We start from the raw sequence: 16,881 nt of genomic DNA on the forward strand, positions 1-16,881 counted from the left end.
ATGGGTCCACCTGAACTGACCCCGAAGGCCCGCCACATGTCCGACACCATCCGCGCCGCCGATGCCCTTGCCCGACGTTTGTACGCTGCCGGATGCCGCACCGCATTCGGGATGCCGGGAGGCGAAGTGCTGACGCTGATCGATGCGCTGGAGGCTGCGGGCATCCGCTTTATCCTCGCCAAACATGAAAACGCAGCCGGTTTTATGGCCGAAGGGGTGCATCATCGCGATGGCGCGCCGGGTATTCTGGTGGGCACCATCGGCCCCGGCACTCTGAACGGGGTGAACACGGTGGCCAACGCCCTACAGGATCAGGTCCCGCTTGTTGTGCTATCGGGGTGTATGGACGCGGATGAGGCGCAGACCTACACCCATCAGGTTGTCGATCAGGGCGCTGTTTTCCGTCCGATCACCAAGGCGACATTCACCCTCGATGCCAAAGCGGCGCATATCATTGCGGACAAGGCTGTGGCCATTGCCACCGAAGGCCGGATGGGTCCCGTACATATTGATGTCCCGATCACAGTGGCGAACACCCAGATCGCAGCGGCGGCCCCTGCCCCGCGCGCACCAGCATCTGCGGCGGCACCGTCAGGCGCGGATCTTGAGACCGCGCGAGGCTGGCTCGCTAAGGCGCGCAAACCGGTGATCATCGCCGGCGTCGATGCGCTGAACGAAGGCGCGGGGGATGCGCTCACCCGTTTTGCCGAACACCACCACATTCCGGTTATCACCAGCTACAAGGCCAAGGGCCTGCTGGCCGAGGACCATGCGCTGTCGCTGGGCGGTGCAGGGCTGTCCCCGCTGGCCGACACCCATCTTGTTCCTTTTGTGCAAGACGCCGATCTGATCCTCTGTGTGGGCTATGACCCGATTGAGATGCGCCCGGGCTGGCGCAATATCTGGGATCCGGCCCGCCAGAACGTCGTTGACATCTCCGCCGTGCCCAACCTGCACTACATGCACCAGGGTACGCTGAACTTTGTCACCTCCTGCACGGCGACCTTACAGGCGCTCAGCGACGGGCTGACGCCACAGGACACCTGGGAAGATGGTGAGATCTACCGCCTCAAATCCGCGCTGGCCAAATCCTTCCCCCGCGATGACGACTGGGGGCCGGCCGCCATCATCGACACCTGCCGCAACGTGCTGCCGCGCGAGACGCTGGCCAGCGCTGACAGCGGCGCGCACCGCATCCTGCTCAGCCAGATGTGGGAGTGTTATGCGCCGCGTGACCTGATGCAGTCCTCCGCGCTGTGCACCATGGGCTGTGCGGTGCCGATGGCGATTGGCGCCAAACTCGCGGCGCCCGAACGGCCGGTGGTGTCTTTCTCCGGCGATGCGGGGTTTCTGATGGTGGCGGGCGAATTGGCCACAGCGATTGAGCTGAACGTCGCACCGATCTTTGTGGTCTTTGTCGATGCCTCGCTGGCACTGATTGAAAAGAAACAGCGCGAGCGGCAACTTGCCAACGTCGGCGTAGATTTCGCCCAGCACAACTTTGCCGCCATGGGAGTCGCCTTTGGCGGCGCGGGCGTGACCGTTCGGGACCGTGCCGGGTTGGAAAACGCCCTGAAGGATGCCGTGGCGGCGGACACGTTCACCGTCATCGCTGCCGTGATCGACCGGGAGGCTTATGATGGCCGTATCTAAAGGCGCGCTCGACGGGCTGTTCGTTCTGGATCTGAGCCGTATCCTCGCCGGTCCCACCTGCACCCAACTGCTGGGCGATCTGGGTGCCACGGTCATCAAGGTCGAGAACCCGCAAACCAATGGCGACGACACGCGCGGTTGGGGCCCGCATTATGCGACAGATGCCAATGGCGAGAAAACCGATCTGTCCGCCTATTTCATGGCCGCGAACCGCAACAAACGCTCCATCGCGGTGGATATCGCAACCGAGGAAGGCCAGCGCACCCTGCGCCATCTGGCCGCCCGCGCCGATGTGGTGATCGAGAATTTCAAACCCGATGGATTGAAGAGATACGGTCTTGACCATGCTACCCTGCTGGGTGCGCATCCCGGCCTTGTCTATTGCTCCATCTCCGGTTTCGGGCAGACGGGGCCAAACCGGAGCCAGCCGGGGTATGACCTGATGGCACAGGGCTTTGGCGGGATCATGTCGATCACCGGCGACCCGGACGGCGCGCCGACCAAAGTGGGTGTCGGGATCGCGGATGTGATGTGCGGGATGTATGCCACCATCGGCATCCTTGCCGCCCTCAGACACCGCGACGCGACAGGCGAAGGCCAGCACATTGATCTGGCGCTGGTGGATGCCTCGATGGCGTGGCTGGTGAACGAAGGGGTGAACACGCTGATCTCAGGACAGGACCCGGTGCGGCGCGGGAATGCCCATCCCAACATCGTGCCCTACGATGCCTTTGCCGCCGCCGATGGGCATATCCTGCTGGCTGTGGGCAATGACGCGCAATTTGCACGTTTTTGCGACGCGCTTGAGATCCCCGGCGTTGCGCAAGACCCGCGCTTTGTCACCAACCTTGGCCGGATTGAAAACCGCGAAGCCCTGATGCCGCTGATCTCTCCTGCCATGGCCGCACTGCCGAAAGCAGCGCTGCTGGACAGGCTGCACAACGTGAACGTCCCCTGCGGCCCGATCCATACGATTGGGGAGGCACTTTCCTCCCCGCAGGCGCAGGCGCGCGGCGCGGTGGTTACCCTTGACCTGCCCGATCCGGACGCGCCGCCGGTTCAGCTCCTCGGCAATCCGCTCAAATTCTCTGCCACGCCGGTCAGGTATGACCGCGCCCCACCCCGATTTAGGCAGGACACCGATGAGGTGCTTGAAACATGGGGACCCAAATCAGACGCCCCGCGCTGAAAATTCCCCGCCAAACCCTTCGAATTGCGCGGCAAACCGCCTCCCTTCGTCATAAACGCTCACGAAAGATGCGGTGCGCTTCACGTTGACGTGTGAGCAGACCCTCCGCCGTTCGAAACACAGGCCTTTGCGGCTATCTTCCCTCCACACACCGCGATGACCTTGAAAGGCCGATCCATGACAACAGACGTTTGCGCATCACCCGTCAGCTTCTCCTCCGCTGACAGTCTTGCCCATTGGAACAACATGATCCGCGCCTTTCTGGCCCACGGTCCCAGCACCCCGCAGCACCTTGGCGCCCTGCTGGAGGCCGAACCGGATTTCGCCATGGGCCATGCCGCACGGGGTCTGTTTTCGCTGATGATGGGCCGGGCAGAGATGTGGCAGGTGGCCGAAGATGCCCGGACCGCGGCACACCACGCCCGCAGTGCAGGTCCTGTCAGTGCCCGTGAACAAGGCTGGATCAATGCTTTGGACGCCTGGCTTGCCGACAGCCCGACCGGCGCGATTGCCGCCTTGGAAACGGCCCTGATCAAACACCCCTCCGACACGCTTTCAGCAAAGGCCAGTCAGGCCATCCGGTTTATCCTTGGCGATGCGCCGGGGATGCGCCGATCAGTTGAGCGGGTGCTGCACGCCCACGGCCCCGACCACCCGCTGCGTGGCTACCTGATGGGATGCCACGCCTTTTCCCTCGAAGAAACAGGTGACTACGCAGGTGCGGAACGCGCGGGTCTCGAAGGGTTGATCCATGCCCCCGACGACGCCTGGGGTCTGCACGCGGTGGCCCACGTGCATGACATGCGCGCCGAACCGGACGCAGGCATCGCCCTGATCGAAGGCAACACCGCCGCCTGGGAAGGCTCCAACAACTTTCGCTACCACGTCTGGTGGCACAAGGCGCTGCTGCACATGGACCGGGGCGAACGCGACATCGCCCTCGCCCTTTATGACAGCCAAATCCGCGCGGACAAAACCGACGATTACCGCGACATCGCCAATGCCACATCCCTGCTGATGCGGCTGGAGCTGGAGGGGATGGAGGTCGGCAACCGCTGGGATGAGCTGGGCGCACTTGCGGAAAATCGCATTGACGACGGCTGCGTAGTCTTTGCCGATTTGCACTATCAACTCGCCCTTGCCGGTGCCGCCAAGGGGGACGCCGCGCGCGCCATGTCCGCGCGGTTCGCCCGTGATGCCCGTCAGACCGGCGACATGGCCGAACGTGTGGCCGACCCCGGCCTCAGCGCCCTTGCAGGGCTCAACGCCTTTGCCGAAGGCCGCTACGGTGACGCCTTTGTTCAGCTCAGCACCGCACGCCCCAAAATGCCAACCATCGGCGGCAGCCACGCCCAGCGCGACGTGTTTGAGCGGATGACCATTGACGCGGGCCTGCGTGCAGGTCATTTCGACGCAACGGAACAGATCCTCTTGGCCCGCCTGAAACTGCGCGCCGGTCACGAGGACCGCTTTGCCGCCACCCGGTTTGAGCAGCTGTCCCGCGCAAGGCGTATCCCCGCCCAGTAAGGCCTGAAAGACTGCACTGCCATGACCCTCGCCGATCCTGCTCAGGTTCCCTCCCGTCCCGTGACTGCCCTTGGTGCGCAGTCCACGGCGCGTGTGCGCGACATCCGGCTCGACTTCTTCCGGGGCATAGCGATGTTCATCATCCTGATCGCCCATACACCCGGCAATTTCCTGACCTCCTGGATTCCCGCGCGCTGGGGGTTTTCGGATGCGACAGAGATCTTCGTCTTTTGCTCCGGCATGGCCTCCGCCATCGCCTTCGGCGGCGCGTTTCAGCGCGCGGGCTGGGTGCTGGGCACGGCGCGGGTCCTGTTCCGCGTCTGGCAAGTGTACTGGGCGCATGTGGGGCTGTTCTTTGCCACGCTGGCGCTGACCGTCTACCTGACGGAACTCGATATCACGGGCCGCAACTACTGGGGCCAGCTGAACCTGTGGATGATGTTTGTCGAGAGCGACAAATGGGACAATTCCAACATCCTGCTCAGCTTCATGACCCTGCGCTATGTGCCGAACTATTTCGACATTCTGCCGATGTATATGATCGTCCTGCTGATCATGCCCATCATCATGCTCTTGGCCCGCGTGAACCTGTGGCTGGTCGCAGCCTTCGTGGGCTTCGTGTGGATCATGGGCCAAACCGCGTTGCTTCAATCCGTGGGCCTTGGCGCCTACCACTTCGAATTCCCGGCTGAGCCCTGGACGGATCGCACATGGTTCTTCAACCCCTTCGGCTGGCAGCTGATCTTCTTCACCGGCTTCGCCTTCATGCGCGGCTGGCTGCCCAAACCGCCCGTCACCTCCCTGCTGATCGGCATCGCGGCGTTCATCGTGATCGCCAACATCCCGCTGTCCAACATCGGCGTGCGAGAGTTCGGCTTTGACTGGGCCCGCGACTGGCGCGTGGCCTACAAACCGCTGATCGACAAATCCGATTTCGGCATCCTGCGCTATGTGCATTTCTTGGCCCTCGCCTACCTCGCATGGGTCTTTGCGGGTGACAAAGGCAGCCGCCTGATGGCCACGGGCACAGGTCTGCTCTCGCGCATCTGGACCCGCATCCTTGCCATCATCCTCAAGGTCGGCCAGCAAAGCCTCGCGGTTTTCGTGGTCTCCATGTTCACCGCCCGGCTGATGGGGTTTGGCATGGACGTGATGGGCCGCGACACAGGCACCACCCTTCTGATCAATGCCATGGGCGGCTCAGTGCTGATCGCCGTGGCCTATGCTGCCGGCTGGTTCAAATCCCAGCCCTGGCGCGCTAAGGCCCCCGCATGATCCGCCGCGATGTCCTCAAAACGCTGGCCGCCCTGGCGGCTGTGCCAACGGCCGCCTTGGCCGAAGAACCGGGGCTGCGCCTCGGCGATGAGGGCACGGCCTTTGACGCCACCACCGTGCGCACCCGCGCCCGCGCCATGGCAGCAGAGCCTTATAGACCGCGCCCCGAAATCCCAGAAAGCTGGCGCAATCTGACCTACGACCAGTATCGCAAAATCTGGTTCGATGCCCGAAATGCGCTGTGGGAAAACACCGACCGCCCCCAGCGCGTCGATGTCTTCCCGCCGGGTCTCTACTTTCCGCAGGCGGTCGAAGTGAACGTGGTCGAGGCCAACACCGCCCGTCCGCTGCGCTTTGACATGGGCGTGTTTGATACCACCGATAAATTCCCCGACGTCGAGATTGACGAGACCTTGGGGTATTCCGGCCTGCGCCTGCGCGCGGAGCTGGAAAAACCCGGCATCTTTCAGGAATATGCCGTCTTCCAAGGGGCAAGCTATTTCCGGGGCATCGGCACCGGCGAAATCTACGGGCTGTCCGCGCGCGGCCTCGCGCTCAAAACCGGCGATCCCTCGGGGGAGGAATTCCCCGACTTCACCGCCTTCTGGTTGGAGGCCCCCGCCCCCGGCGCGCGCACCCAAATCCTGCACGCGCTTCTCGACAGCCCCTCCTGCACCGGTGCCTTCCGGTTTGAGATCACCCACGGCACCGTGCTGCGCATGGCCGTTGAGGCCGAGATTTTCGCGCGTGAGGACATCACCCATCTGGGCATCGCGCCGCTGACGTCAATGTTTCTGTTCGACGACACCATGCGCCAACGCTTCTCCGACTTCCGCCCGGCGGTGCATGACAGCGACGGATTGCTGATCCACAACGGGGCGGGCGAAGTCATCTGGCGGCCCCTGTCCAACCCGCTGACCCTGCAGGTCAGCGCGTTTTCGGACAACAATCCACGCGGCTTCGGCCTGTGCCAGCGCAAGCGCGCCTTCTCCGACTTCAACGACCTCGAAGCGCTCTACCACAACCGCCCCGCCGTCTGGATCACACCGGGCGAAGGCTGGGGCGCGGGGTCGGTGACCCTCGTGGAAATCCCCGCCGATCTGGAAATCTACGACAACATCGTCTGCTATTGGCGGCCCTCCCAGCGTCTCAAGGCAGGCGAGGCGCATAAGCTGACCTACACCCTCGACTGGGGCGCAGACCCGGTGGCCCCGTCTGCCAGTGTCCCCGTCAAAGTGCTCAACACCGCGATGGGCGGCCGCCCCGAAGGCGGGCAGATCATCGCGATAGATTTTGCTGACAGCCCGGATGTGCCCGAAGACCTGTCCGAGATCGAGATCATTCTGCGCAGCAGCACCGGAGAGACCACCCCCGGCATCGTGCAAAGAAATCCCGAAACCAATGGCCCCCGCCTTGCTTTCACCTTTCAGCCGGGTGAGGCCACGCTGGCCGAATTCCGCGCGCAATTGCGCCTGAACGGGGAGCCGCTGAGCGAAGTCTGGCTCTACCGGTGGACCAGGGCATGAGCCATCTGCCCGCCTCCATGCCGCCCAAGGCCCCGCTGGAGATGCAGGCGCAGAACCTTGCCGTCTGCCCCCGCACGCCGCGCGCCCGTCAGACCACCCGCCGCAGCCCCTGGCGTTGGGCGGTGTTCCTGCCCGCGCTGATGATCACCGCATGGCTGGTCTGGGGCCTCTATGGCTGGCTGATGAGCGCGGGCATGACCGGGCTTGAATGGGCGTTGCTGGCCATGATCGGCGCGACCTTCGTCTGGGTCACGCTGTCGGTCTCCACCGTTGGTGTTGCCATCGCGGGCCTCTCCGCGCGGCAAACGGCTGACGACCGCGCCCCGCGCGACGTGGCGCCCATGAATGTTGCCCTGCTGGTCCCGATCTACAACGAGGTCCCCGCCGACGTTTTTGGCAACGCCACCGCCATGCTGCGTGATCTGGCACGCCGCCCGGTGCCGCACCGCTACACGCTGTTTATCCTGTCGGACACGCGGGATGAGGCCATCGCCACACAGGAGTGGCAGGCCTTCGAGCGCCTCCGCGCCGAGGCCCCCACAGGCATCGACGTCCACTACCGCCGCCGCGCGATGAACACCGACAAGAAGGTCGGCAACATCGTGGACTGGATCACCGGCTGGGGGGCGGCGCATGAGGCGATGCTGGTGCTGGATGCCGACAGCATCATGTCCGGCCGCGCCATCGAACGCCTGACGTCAGAACTCTCCGCTGACCCCGATGCGGGCCTGATCCAGACCTTCCCGGTCCTGATCGGGGCCGACACGCTCTTTGCCCGGTTGCAACAATTCTCCAACATCGCCTACGGCTGGCTGCTGGCCGAAGGCCTCGCCCTCTGGGCCCGCACCGAAGGCAACTATTGGGGCCACAACGCCATCATCCGCACCCGCGCCTTCGCCGACAGCGCGGGCCTGCCCCGCCTGAAACGGCTGGGGGGCAAGGACGACCTGATCCTCAGCCACGATTTTGTAGAGGCCGGATTGCTCCGCCGCGCAGGCTGGCGCGTGCGCTTCCTGCCCCGCGTCACTGGCAGCTTTGAGCAAACCCCCTGCACGTTGATCGACTACGCCCTGCGCGACCGCCGCTGGTGCCGGGGCAACCTGCAACACCTGCGCCTTCTGGGCACCGCCGGGCTGCACCCGGTCTCCCGCTTTCACCTGCTGCACGGCGCTGTCGCCTACCTTTTGTCGCCCGCATGGTTCGTCCTGCTGGTGATCTGGTCCCTGCTCGGCATCGACAGTGAGACCAACGTCATCCGCTACTTTAACGAGGCCAATCCACTTTTCCCCGATTGGCCCCCCGCCATGAGCCACATCGACAGCGCAGTCTTCCTTGTCATCATGTACGCGATGCTGCTGACCCCCAAGGTCACCGCCGCCGCCCTTATCGCCGCCCGCCCCCGCGCCACCCGCGCCTTTGGCGGCTATGCCACGTTCTTCACCGCCTTCATGGTCGAGGTTGCACTCTCCATCGCCTATGCGCCCGTCATGATGATCCAGCAGACCAAAGCGGTGCTGCGCGCGATCTTCACCCGGTCCGAGCCCTGGACCCCGCAACAGCGCAGCGCGCGGGGCTATCCGCTCTGGACGCTAGCAAAGTTCCACTGGGTTGAAACGCTGTTCGGCCTGCTGCTGCTTGCGGGGCTGATGGCGGGCCTTGTCTCCCTCTGGCTGCTGCCCATCATGGCGAGCCTTGTCCTGGCGGTACCGCTCTCTGCCCTTTCTGGTGTCGCGGTGGGCACACACCTTCCCGACGGCCTGCAAATGGCCAGCCCGCACACCCTGCGCGAGCCCGCGATCGTGGCACACGCACGGCAGGCGCGCCGCCAGATCAAGACACAACTGGACGCGCAGGAAGTTGCTGCGGAATAGCCCCGCTTGCCCCATGCACGCGGAGGTTCTATTGCCGCCACAGTGAAACAGGCAAAGATACCTTACCCAGATGTACGACCCCAAAGGAAACGCCAAGGACCGCGCCGTTGATGCCGTCGCGTTCTCAGAAGCCGAACCGCCCGCGTCGCTGCGCGGCGTGGTGCACCGGTTTCTTGAATTGAAAACCATCCATCCCCTGGCGGAGGACTACCGGTTTCATGCCCTGCCGGATGCCTGCACCTATATCGTGTTCGATCAAAGCGCGGTACAGGTAACCGGGGTGGCCAAGCTGCGCGCCTCCTCCGAAGAGCTTAACCTGGGTCGGGTGTTTCACTATGCCAACATCCGGCTGTTGCCCGGCGTCTGGCAAGGCGATCCGGGACAGGTTACGCAAGGAATGATTGATCGTCCGTATGAGGGTGATTTGCCGCTGGTGGGCATCAATCAACAATTGGGGCAGTTGGACTTCACGGCCCAGCAACCCGTGCTTGTTGCATGTGTCGAACATCTGATCGAACGCGGCCTTGTCGTCCCCAACCCGGTGACCGAGAAGATATTTGCGCAGATCGACACCATCCATTCGGTCGCCGACATGGCAGAGGCGGCCGCCCTCTCCCCACGGCAGTTGCAAAGGACGCTGAAACGCACCACCGGGTTCGCGCCGCATGATTTCCTGAAAGTCCTGCGCCTTCAGCAATCCTTGCTTGGTGAGCCGTCCCTGTCCTATGCGGACCAGTCGCACTTCATCCATTCGTTCCGCAAGGCAACCGGATACACGCCCGGCCAATATGCAAAAAAGTTTGATGTCTGAAATCTACAATACCGGGGGAACAGGGCTTGATACCTGATGTGTCATACACACCAAACAGGAGTTGGATATGACACAGATGAACGCAATCGGATGGTTTGACATCTACGTAGATGACCTTGATCGGGCGACTGCCTTTTACGAAAGCGTATTGGGACAAAAGCTCGAACCGATGGGAGACCCCACCGGCGAAAGCCAGATGATGAGCTTTCCTGCTGACATGGGCAGATATGGCGCTGCGGGGGCTTTGACCAAATCGGCGCACGCAGGTCCTGGCGTGGGCGGCACCATCGTGTACTTCGCATCGCAGGACTGCGCGGTAGAGGCAGGACGTGTCGCTGATGCAGGCGGGCAGATCGTGCGACCGAAGTTCTCCATCGGGGAATTCGGCTGGGTCGCGCTTTGTAAGGACACCGAAGGGAACATGTTCGGCCTGAACTCAATGACCTGAACACCACCTGCGGGCCGCGCAAACCGTGGCCCGCAGGTGCTTTGCATCATCACCGCGCAGCCGCGTTCAACAGTTGCGCTTCGCTTTCCTTCCAGAAACACACAGCCTGCGGCAGGCTGGGGCTTTGTTTTTCCAGTCCAAGCGCCTCAAAAGCCAGATCATTGTGCACCAGACCTTTTGAAGAAATCGCGGCCCCCTTCGAATACCCGGTGGCACAGAGGACCCCGTCCATGGTCAGAAATTCAAAAGACAGGTAGTTCCAATGGTCATCCCCCCCCACCCAGCGGTAGCGCAGACGGTATTTCTGGCCGAACTTCAGCTCCTTGCGAAACGTGATGATCGTCCCGCCGACCACGGGCTTCCATTTACGCTTGAGCAGCACATTCAGGAACCCTGTGCGCGCAAAGAACTCAATGATCATCAGGTCCGCAATGGTGGAATAGCGGCCATTGTTCATATGAAGATTGATGTCGATGTCATTGGGCAGCACACGAAATTCGCGTTCAATCGTCTCTTCAATACCAATCTTTGGCAGGCGCCACGCCCGGAACAACGTCCAGATCAATCTAAGATAGAGGTTCATGGTTCTCACCCTTTAAGTTCATTATTGAACTATATAGATCAAAATTGAACTTAAGCAAGCCTTCATGTAATAGGCCCACATGACTGATCAGAAACACCTGTCCGAACACAGTACCGCTGTCGCGACCGAAACATGGCTTGCCGTCGTCCGGTCCTATAACCAATGCACCATGACCTTGGCCCAGCGGCTGGACCCTTTGGGCATTACGCTACTCCAGCATGAAATCCTGATGAACCTGCTGCGCACCCCCGGCCTGACACAGCAACACCTGTCAGAGCGATGTTTCTCCGCAAAAAGCGGGGTGAGCATGCTGGTGGCGCGGTTCATGAAAGACGGGATGATCGAGCGCAAACGCGCGCCCAAGGATCATCGGGCATGGAACCTGTTTCTGACGTCACAGGGGCTGGAGCTCGCCCGGCAAGCTGAGATACGACAGCGTGACGTCGTGATGGAAATGGCCCGGAACACCTCCGAAGAGGAGTTGGGAATGGTCAAAAGGTTGATGGATCAATCATCAGAGCGCCTGAAAGAGATGCGCGAAAGGGATTAGGCGCATTTGCTGTGCCAGTCCAACGCGTCTTCAAGGCGATCATTCCCCCAAAACAACTCCCCGTCCGCGGTGCGCCACGTCGGTGCCCCAAAAACCCCATGCGCCTGCGCCCGTGCAGTGTTTTCTTTCAACGCATCTTTGTTGGATGGCGAAACGGCCTGTGCCATCATGCGACCAGCATCCTGCCCGCTGGAATGCAGTAGCGCCTCAAGAAGTGCGGGATCAGAGATGTCATGTCCCTGCGCAAACTGGCTGGTGTAGACAGCGCGGGTGAAAGCGCCGCGGGCCCTTTCATCGGGAAGCGCAAGGGCGATGCGCGCGGCCATCAGTCCGTTCTGCGGAAACACCGCCGGTCTGACGAAACCCAACCCCAATTGCGCGCAGGTCCGTTCAAGGTCCCGCCACATATAGGCACCCTTGGCCGGTTGCAGATTGAAGGGCGAGGTGGTCCACCCCAGCGACTGAAAGATCGGCCCCAACAGGAACGGCTTCCATCTGATGTCGATGCCACGGCCCTTTGCAATCGCTTCGACCCGCATCGCGGCTGGATAGGAATAGGTGCTCGCGAATTCGTACCAAACCTCAAGTGGCGCGTTCATCCGTTTGCCTCTGCTCTGCTCGTGCGCAGCGCCCTACCCGCGCAGCACCGGGAACCAGTCTTCACGCAGACGCTGACCGGCGACCATGTCATGCCCCGGAAACGGCGGCGAGGTTGGTCCCGGACGCTCCGCATACCGGGCATCATCCCCCACCAAACGCAGCGAGAACGCCCGGCGGCGTGCCGACGCCGTGTTCCCGCGCGCGCCATGTAAGGTGAGGTAGTTGAACGCCACCGCGTCACCGGGTGCCATCTCCCATTCGCGAATGTCCATCCCCTCGGCATCGGGGTCCGGCACCGGCATGTAGGGGGCCGGATCAAAGAAAGCGTCCCCTTTGGCCCAACGCGTGGGCAGCACGGGTTTCTCCCAAAGGTGCGATCCTGCAACACAGCGCAGGGTGGCATCTGTCACCGGATCAAGCGGCGACCAGAAGCTGACGGTCTGCTGGCCTTCGACGAAATAATAGGGGCCGTCCTGATGCCACGGCGTCGCCATGGACGTCCCCGGCTCTTTCACAAGCACATGATCATGGAACAGCTGTACACGGGTGCTTTGCATAAGGTCGGCAGCGACCTCAGCGGCAGGGGACGCCCTGATCACATCACCGAACTCGGGAATGTCCTGCCAGTTGCAATAATCATCGAAGAATCGCCCCGTCTCCCCCGCTTTGTCGTTGTTGGAGGCATAGGGACCGGGATGTTCCATGTTGCGCGCAATCCCTGCGCGCAGTGTATCAACATGATCGGCAAAAAGGCCTTTGATCAGCACAACGCCATCACGTTGATAGGCTTCAACGTCGGTCTGCGTTACCAGAGGGTGCATCTTGGATCAGCTCTTGCTGCGCAGGCGGATGACAACATCCACCGAAGCGATTTCCGCCCCTTCGGGCGCATCCGGCAAGCTGGAGATCACCAGATCATCAGAGGGCGCGTCCGTCAGGCGACCATCGTCTTCCCAGAAGAAATGCGGGTGATCATGTGTGTTGGTGTCAAAGTAGCTTTTTGAGCCATCGACGGTCACTTCCTGCAACAGTCCTGCGTCGCAAAAGGCGCGCAGCGTGTTGTAGACAGTGGCAAGCGATACGGCATCGCCCTGCCCCTTGGCCGCGTCAAAAAGGCTTTCGGCGGTGACGTGGCGGTTCTGGCCATCCCCCACCAGCAGGCTGGCCAGGGTCACACGCTGCCGCGTGGCGCGCACGCCACCGGTTTCCAGCCATGCTGTACCGCGTTCCTGGGCTTCGTTCAGGGCCTGGGTCTCGCTCATCGGACGCTCCGTCATCATTCTTCTTCTATATATGGCAGTTTGCGACTGATTTTCAATTGCTTTCGCGCAGAGCGGCCTGTGCTGTGATGCCGCGCCACAGACGGTTCTGCGCCCCACCCTTGCGGCCTGCCCAAAGCGGGTGCTAGACCCCTGCGACACGATCCCGACCAAGCAGGAGCACGACATGGCCGATTATCCCACATTTTTCGACAAGGACGCCCTGCTGGAATGCGCCGAAGGCAAGCTCTTTGGTCCCGGCAATGCCCAGTTGCCGGCCCCACCGATGCTGATGATGGACCGGATCACCGATGTCTCCGGCGATGGCGGCGCCCATGGCAAGGGGCACATCACGGCGGAGTTCGACATCACGCCGGATCTTTGGTTCTTCGACTGCCACTTTCCCGGCAACCCGATCATGCCCGGCTGTCTGGGTCTGGACGGTCTGTGGCAGTTGACCGGTTTCAACCTTGGCTGGCGCGGCTGGCAGGGGCGCGGGTATGCGCTGGGTGTGGGCGAAGTGAAGCTCAAGGGCATGGTGCGCCCGGACCGCAAGATGCTGACCTACAAGATTGATTTCACCAAAGCGATCCAGACACGGCGGCTGACCATGGGCGTGGCTGACGGGATCGTGGAGGCGGACGGTGAGGTGATCTACGAGGTGACTGGCATGAAGGTCGCTTTGTCGGGAAGTTGACGCCTCACCGTTGATGTTGCGGCCGAAGCGGCTGTTGCGCATGGATATTTTTGGCCAAAAAGAGCCAGCAGCGCGGTGGTTTTGCAGGCACGCTTGCATGTGATTTGACGTGGCAGGCATAGGTTGAGAAGGTGTGAGCACCACCCGGACCTTCGCAACATGATGAGATCCGGGCGTCGACGCAGATGCGATTTCCGCAGCACCCAAAGGACGAACCATGCAGTTGATCACCGCCAACGGCCGCCAGATCGCCTATTCCGACACAGGCGGGGACGGTGATACCATCGTTTTCTCCCACGGCTATCTGATGAACAGCCGGATGTTCGATCACCAGATTGCCGCCCTCAAAGACCGCTACCGCGTCATCGCCTTTGATCACCGCGGCCATGGGCAGAGCGCGCCCTGCCCTGATCCGTTTGGCATGTACGATCTGGTCGATGATGCCGAAGCACTGGTGCGCGCGCTGACGGACGGACCGGTGCATTTTGCTGGCATGTCCACGGGTGGCTTTGTGGGGTTGCGGATTGCCCTGCGCAGCCCCGACGTGATCCGGAGCCTGACGTTGATTGACACGGCTGCCGGTGCGGAAGATCCCGCCGCGCTGAAACAGTACAACCAACTCCTTTTTGCAGTGCGCTGGTTGGGTGTGCGCCCGCTGCTGGGAAAAGTGCTGCCCATCCTGATGGGGTCGGCTTTCCTGAAAGATCCGGACAGGCAGCAGGATGTCGCCTTTTGGCGGTCGGAAATGAAGACGCTCGACAAACGCTCCATCCACCGGTTCGGCAAGGCGATCTTTGGACGGGACGATGTGTTGGGGGATATGGCGGCACTGGACAGCCCGCCCCCCACACAGATCATCGTTGGTGCAGATGATGTGGCAACGCCCGTGGCAAAGTCGCAAGCCATGCACAAGGCGATCAAAGGGGCGACCCTGACCGTGGTGCCGGACGCCGGACACACCAGCCCGATTGAGCAGCCGCAGGCCCTGACCGACGCCATGACGCAATTTCTGGCTGGCCTGCGGGCGGGATGAGATCAGGCGCGCGGCAGCCTTGGCGCGTATCGCCGACAGTTGTTGCCCACATATTGGCTCGCTACGACGCGGGCCGATGACAGGCGCGCGGTGTAGGTACATTCATTCTCAATCACCCGCCGCCGATGCCCCGCAACCCGCGCCTGGCCGGTGCTGGTGTAGATGTAAATCGGCTCAAAAATGACGTCTCGCTCACGGTATTGCCAGACGGCCGTGGTTGAATTCTGAAGATCGGGCTGCCCAATCGCCGCAATGACCTGGGCCAGGGGTTTGCCGTTGAACTGCGTCTCGCGCGCGGCCCGTTCTTCCGGCGTTTCGCACGCCGCCAGCACAATGCAGGGCAAAAGGACGCAAAGACCGCGGAAAAATGAAATCATCACAAAAGGTCCTTCATGAAGATCTTATCAGCATTCCACGTCAGCATATAGCAATTCAAGCACTAAAAACAGCCATGTGCGGTGCGCTGATCCACGGCGACCCTGTTCTCCCACCGCGCCCGCGCTAACGGGTTGCGCCGTTGCATTGCACTGGCCTAAATAGACGTTGGTACATCAAAGGAGTGCGCCCATGCGCCGTGTCAAACCAAAGGTTTGCAGATTAGAAGGGTCACTGGAGGTTTGCAGATGAGAAGAGTGGTCGTCACAGGGTTGGGGATTGTCTCATCCATCGGGAACAACGCAGAAGAGGTCCTGGCCTCTCTCAAGGCCGGGGCCAGCGGGATTGAGGCAAGCGACGTCATGGCAGAGCATGGCTTTCGCAGCCAGATCGCGGGCACGCTGAAAATTGATCTGGCCGCGCATATCGACAAGCGCACCCTGCGGTTCATGGGACCCGGTGCAGGCTATGCCTATTTGGCGATGGGTCAGGCGATTGAAGATGCAGGTCTGGGTGAAGACCTTGTGTCCAACCCGCGTACCGGGCTGATTGCAGGATCCGGCGGGCCCTCCACGTCGGCTATGAAAGCAGCGCACGACACGGTCGACAAAACGGGGGCGACCAAGCGGATCGGCCCCTTTGCCGTGCCCAAGTGCATGTCTTCGACCGTCAGCGCGAACCTGTCGACCGCCTACAAGATCAAGGGCATCAACTATTCGATCACCTCAGCCTGTTCGACCTCGCTGCATTGCATCGGCTCTGCGGCGGAACAGATCATGCTGGGCAAACAGGATGTGATGTTCGCGGGCGGCGGCGAAGAGCTGGACTGGACGCTGTCGTGTCTGTTTGACGCCATGGGCGCGATGAGCAGCAAGTACAACGATGCGCCGACCACGGCGTCACGCGCCTTTGATGCCAACCGCGACGGATTTGTGATCACCGGCGGTGGTGGCATGGTTGTGCTGGAGGATCTGGAGCATGCGCTGGCACGCGGCGCGAAGATCTATGCCGAAGTGACCGGGTTTGCCGCCACATCCGACGGGCATGACATGGTGGCCCCCTCTGGCGAGGGCGGACAACGCGCGATGGAACTGGCGCTGGCCACCCTGCCCGAAGGCCGCAAGGTCAGCTATATCAACGCGCATGGCACATCGACCCCGGTCGGCGACGTGGGAGAGATCGAAGCCGTGCGCCGGGTGTTCGGCCAGGGCGCGACCCCCCTGGTGAGTTCGACCAAATCCATGACGGGCCATGGTCAGGGCGCGGCAGGCGCCATGGAAGCGATCTTCTGTCTGCTGATGCTGGACAATGACTTCATCACGCCGTCGATCAACGTGGAAACGCTGGACCCTGATCTGGACCCTTCCGAAATTGCCACCGAACTGGTGGAGAACGCCGGACTGGATTCCGTGATGACCAACTCGTTTGGATTTGGCGGCACGAACGGATCGATGATCCTGTCGAAATATCAAGGATAAGGACAG

17 protein-coding genes are annotated in these 16,881 nt (G+C 62.0%); 12 read left to right on the top strand and 5 right to left on the bottom strand.

Annotation, left to right across the window (positions count from 1 at the left end):
* Positions 1-36 precede the first annotated feature (36 nt).
* From Q1A91_RS00290 to Q1A91_RS00325, 8 genes are all read left to right on the top strand, one after another.
* Positions 37-1,653 carry a thiamine pyrophosphate-binding protein gene (locus tag Q1A91_RS00290; protein ID WP_299873624.1) on the top strand — a complete coding sequence of 539 codons (1,617 nt, stop codon included), beginning with the start codon at positions 37-39 and terminating at the stop codon, positions 1,651-1,653.
* A complete protein-coding gene (locus tag Q1A91_RS00295) occupies positions 1,640-2,842 on the top strand; it encodes a CaiB/BaiF CoA-transferase family protein (RefSeq protein WP_299871143.1) in 1,203 nt (400 codons plus the stop codon). Before Q1A91_RS00290 ends, Q1A91_RS00295 begins: the two co-directional genes overlap by 14 nt.
* Before the next feature lie 177 nt (positions 2,843-3,019).
* Positions 3,020-4,369, top strand: a complete 1,350-nt coding sequence (locus Q1A91_RS00300; RefSeq protein WP_299871146.1) for a tetratricopeptide repeat protein — start codon at positions 3,020-3,022, stop codon at positions 4,367-4,369.
* Positions 4,370-4,390: 21 nt separating this feature from the next.
* Positions 4,391-5,644, top strand: a complete 1,254-nt coding sequence (locus Q1A91_RS00305; RefSeq protein WP_299871149.1) for an OpgC family protein — start codon at positions 4,391-4,393, stop codon at positions 5,642-5,644.
* On the top strand, positions 5,641-7,170 hold the full coding sequence (locus Q1A91_RS00310; RefSeq protein WP_299871151.1) for a glucan biosynthesis protein: 1,530 nt from the start codon (positions 5,641-5,643) through the stop codon (positions 7,168-7,170). The genes Q1A91_RS00305 and Q1A91_RS00310 overlap by 4 nt, the downstream gene beginning before the upstream one ends.
* Positions 7,167-9,041 (top strand): glucans biosynthesis glucosyltransferase MdoH, encoded by a 1,875-nt coding sequence (gene mdoH, locus Q1A91_RS00315; RefSeq protein WP_299871154.1) that lies wholly within the window; start codon positions 7,167-7,169, stop codon positions 9,039-9,041. The genes Q1A91_RS00310 and mdoH overlap by 4 nt, the downstream gene beginning before the upstream one ends.
* Before the next feature lie 70 nt (positions 9,042-9,111).
* A complete protein-coding gene (locus tag Q1A91_RS00320) occupies positions 9,112-9,852 on the top strand; it encodes an AraC family transcriptional regulator (protein ID WP_299871157.1) in 741 nt (246 codons plus the stop codon).
* A gap of 67 nt (positions 9,853-9,919) precedes the next feature.
* The gene (locus tag Q1A91_RS00325; protein WP_299871160.1) at positions 9,920-10,300 is read left to right on the top strand and encodes a VOC family protein; all 381 of its coding nucleotides are present in this window, start codon (positions 9,920-9,922) and stop codon (positions 10,298-10,300) included.
* A 49-nt stretch (positions 10,301-10,349) separates the two neighbouring features.
* Here Q1A91_RS00325 and Q1A91_RS00330 read toward each other — a convergent pair whose 3' ends face one another.
* Positions 10,350-10,883, bottom strand: a complete 534-nt coding sequence (locus Q1A91_RS00330; protein WP_299871162.1) for a thioesterase family protein — start codon at positions 10,881-10,883, stop codon at positions 10,350-10,352.
* A gap of 79 nt (positions 10,884-10,962) precedes the next feature.
* Between Q1A91_RS00330 and Q1A91_RS00335 the strand changes: the two genes are divergently transcribed.
* Positions 10,963-11,433 (top strand): MarR family transcriptional regulator, encoded by a 471-nt coding sequence (locus tag Q1A91_RS00335; protein WP_299871165.1) that lies wholly within the window; start codon positions 10,963-10,965, stop codon positions 11,431-11,433.
* Here Q1A91_RS00335 and Q1A91_RS00340 read toward each other — a convergent pair.
* Genes Q1A91_RS00340 through irrA form a run of 3 tightly spaced genes read right to left on the bottom strand, consistent with a single transcriptional unit; the run spans position 11,430 to position 13,295 of the window.
* Positions 11,430-12,032 carry a 2-hydroxychromene-2-carboxylate isomerase gene (locus Q1A91_RS00340; RefSeq protein ID WP_299871168.1) on the bottom strand — a complete coding sequence of 201 codons (603 nt, stop codon included), beginning with the start codon at positions 12,030-12,032 and terminating at the stop codon, positions 11,430-11,432. The two genes, Q1A91_RS00335 and Q1A91_RS00340, sit on opposite strands and share 4 nt — an antisense overlap.
* Before the next feature lie 33 nt (positions 12,033-12,065).
* The gene (locus tag Q1A91_RS00345) at positions 12,066-12,854 is read right to left on the bottom strand and encodes a phytanoyl-CoA dioxygenase family protein (RefSeq protein WP_299871171.1); all 789 of its coding nucleotides are present in this window, start codon (positions 12,852-12,854) and stop codon (positions 12,066-12,068) included.
* A gap of 6 nt (positions 12,855-12,860) precedes the next feature.
* On the bottom strand, positions 12,861-13,295 hold the full coding sequence (gene irrA, locus Q1A91_RS00350) for an iron response transcriptional regulator IrrA (RefSeq protein WP_299871174.1): 435 nt from the start codon (positions 13,293-13,295) through the stop codon (positions 12,861-12,863).
* A 184-nt stretch (positions 13,296-13,479) separates the two neighbouring features.
* Between irrA and fabA the strand changes: the two genes are divergently transcribed.
* On the top strand, positions 13,480-13,989 hold the full coding sequence (gene fabA / locus Q1A91_RS00355) for a bifunctional 3-hydroxydecanoyl-ACP dehydratase/trans-2-decenoyl-ACP isomerase (RefSeq protein WP_299871176.1): 510 nt from the start codon (positions 13,480-13,482) through the stop codon (positions 13,987-13,989).
* Positions 13,990-14,206: 217 nt separating this feature from the next.
* Positions 14,207-15,022: an alpha/beta hydrolase gene (locus tag Q1A91_RS00360; RefSeq protein ID WP_299871178.1), complete on the top strand. Its 816-nt coding sequence runs from the start codon at positions 14,207-14,209 to the stop codon at positions 15,020-15,022.
* A 2-nt stretch (positions 15,023-15,024) separates the two neighbouring features.
* Here Q1A91_RS00360 and Q1A91_RS00365 read toward each other — a convergent pair whose 3' ends face one another.
* Positions 15,025-15,399, bottom strand: a complete 375-nt coding sequence (locus Q1A91_RS00365; protein WP_299871180.1) for a hypothetical protein — start codon at positions 15,397-15,399, stop codon at positions 15,025-15,027.
* A gap of 246 nt (positions 15,400-15,645) precedes the next feature.
* Here Q1A91_RS00365 and Q1A91_RS00370 point away from each other — a divergent pair, with 246 nt between their 5' ends.
* Positions 15,646-16,875, top strand: coding sequence for a beta-ketoacyl-ACP synthase II (locus Q1A91_RS00370; RefSeq protein WP_299871181.1), 1,230 nt, complete (start codon positions 15,646-15,648; stop codon positions 16,873-16,875).
* Positions 16,876-16,881: the final 6 nt, after the last annotated feature.

Origin of the sequence: uncultured Sulfitobacter sp., from assembly GCF_947500075.1 — a bacterium.
GTDB lineage: Bacteria > Pseudomonadota > Alphaproteobacteria > Rhodobacterales > Rhodobacteraceae > Sulfitobacter.

Coding starts and splice junctions, on each gene's coding strand:
- Q1A91_RS00290 (WP_299873624.1), top strand. CDS start 37: ATGTCCGACACCATCCGCGCCGCCGATGCCCTTGCCCGACGTTTGTAC.
- Q1A91_RS00295 (WP_299871143.1), top strand. CDS start 1,640: ATGGCCGTATCTAAAGGCGCGCTCGACGGGCTGTTCGTTCTGGATCTG.
- Q1A91_RS00300 (WP_299871146.1), top strand. CDS start 3,020: ATGACAACAGACGTTTGCGCATCACCCGTCAGCTTCTCCTCCGCTGAC.
- Q1A91_RS00305 (WP_299871149.1), top strand. CDS start 4,391: ATGACCCTCGCCGATCCTGCTCAGGTTCCCTCCCGTCCCGTGACTGCC.
- Q1A91_RS00310 (WP_299871151.1), top strand. CDS start 5,641: ATGATCCGCCGCGATGTCCTCAAAACGCTGGCCGCCCTGGCGGCTGTG.
- mdoH (WP_299871154.1), top strand. CDS start 7,167: ATGAGCCATCTGCCCGCCTCCATGCCGCCCAAGGCCCCGCTGGAGATG.
- Q1A91_RS00320 (WP_299871157.1), top strand. CDS start 9,112: ATGTACGACCCCAAAGGAAACGCCAAGGACCGCGCCGTTGATGCCGTC.
- Q1A91_RS00325 (WP_299871160.1), top strand. CDS start 9,920: ATGACACAGATGAACGCAATCGGATGGTTTGACATCTACGTAGATGAC.
- Q1A91_RS00330 (WP_299871162.1), bottom strand. CDS start 10,883: ATGAACCTCTATCTTAGATTGATCTGGACGTTGTTCCGGGCGTGGCGC.
- Q1A91_RS00335 (WP_299871165.1), top strand. CDS start 10,963: ATGACTGATCAGAAACACCTGTCCGAACACAGTACCGCTGTCGCGACC.
- Q1A91_RS00340 (WP_299871168.1), bottom strand. CDS start 12,032: ATGAACGCGCCACTTGAGGTTTGGTACGAATTCGCGAGCACCTATTCC.
- Q1A91_RS00345 (WP_299871171.1), bottom strand. CDS start 12,854: ATGCACCCTCTGGTAACGCAGACCGACGTTGAAGCCTATCAACGTGAT.
- irrA (WP_299871174.1), bottom strand. CDS start 13,295: ATGAGCGAGACCCAGGCCCTGAACGAAGCCCAGGAACGCGGTACAGCA.
- fabA (WP_299871176.1), top strand. CDS start 13,480: ATGGCCGATTATCCCACATTTTTCGACAAGGACGCCCTGCTGGAATGC.
- Q1A91_RS00360 (WP_299871178.1), top strand. CDS start 14,207: ATGCAGTTGATCACCGCCAACGGCCGCCAGATCGCCTATTCCGACACA.
- Q1A91_RS00365 (WP_299871180.1), bottom strand. CDS start 15,399: ATGATTTCATTTTTCCGCGGTCTTTGCGTCCTTTTGCCCTGCATTGTG.
- Q1A91_RS00370 (WP_299871181.1), top strand. CDS start 15,646: ATGAGAAGAGTGGTCGTCACAGGGTTGGGGATTGTCTCATCCATCGGG.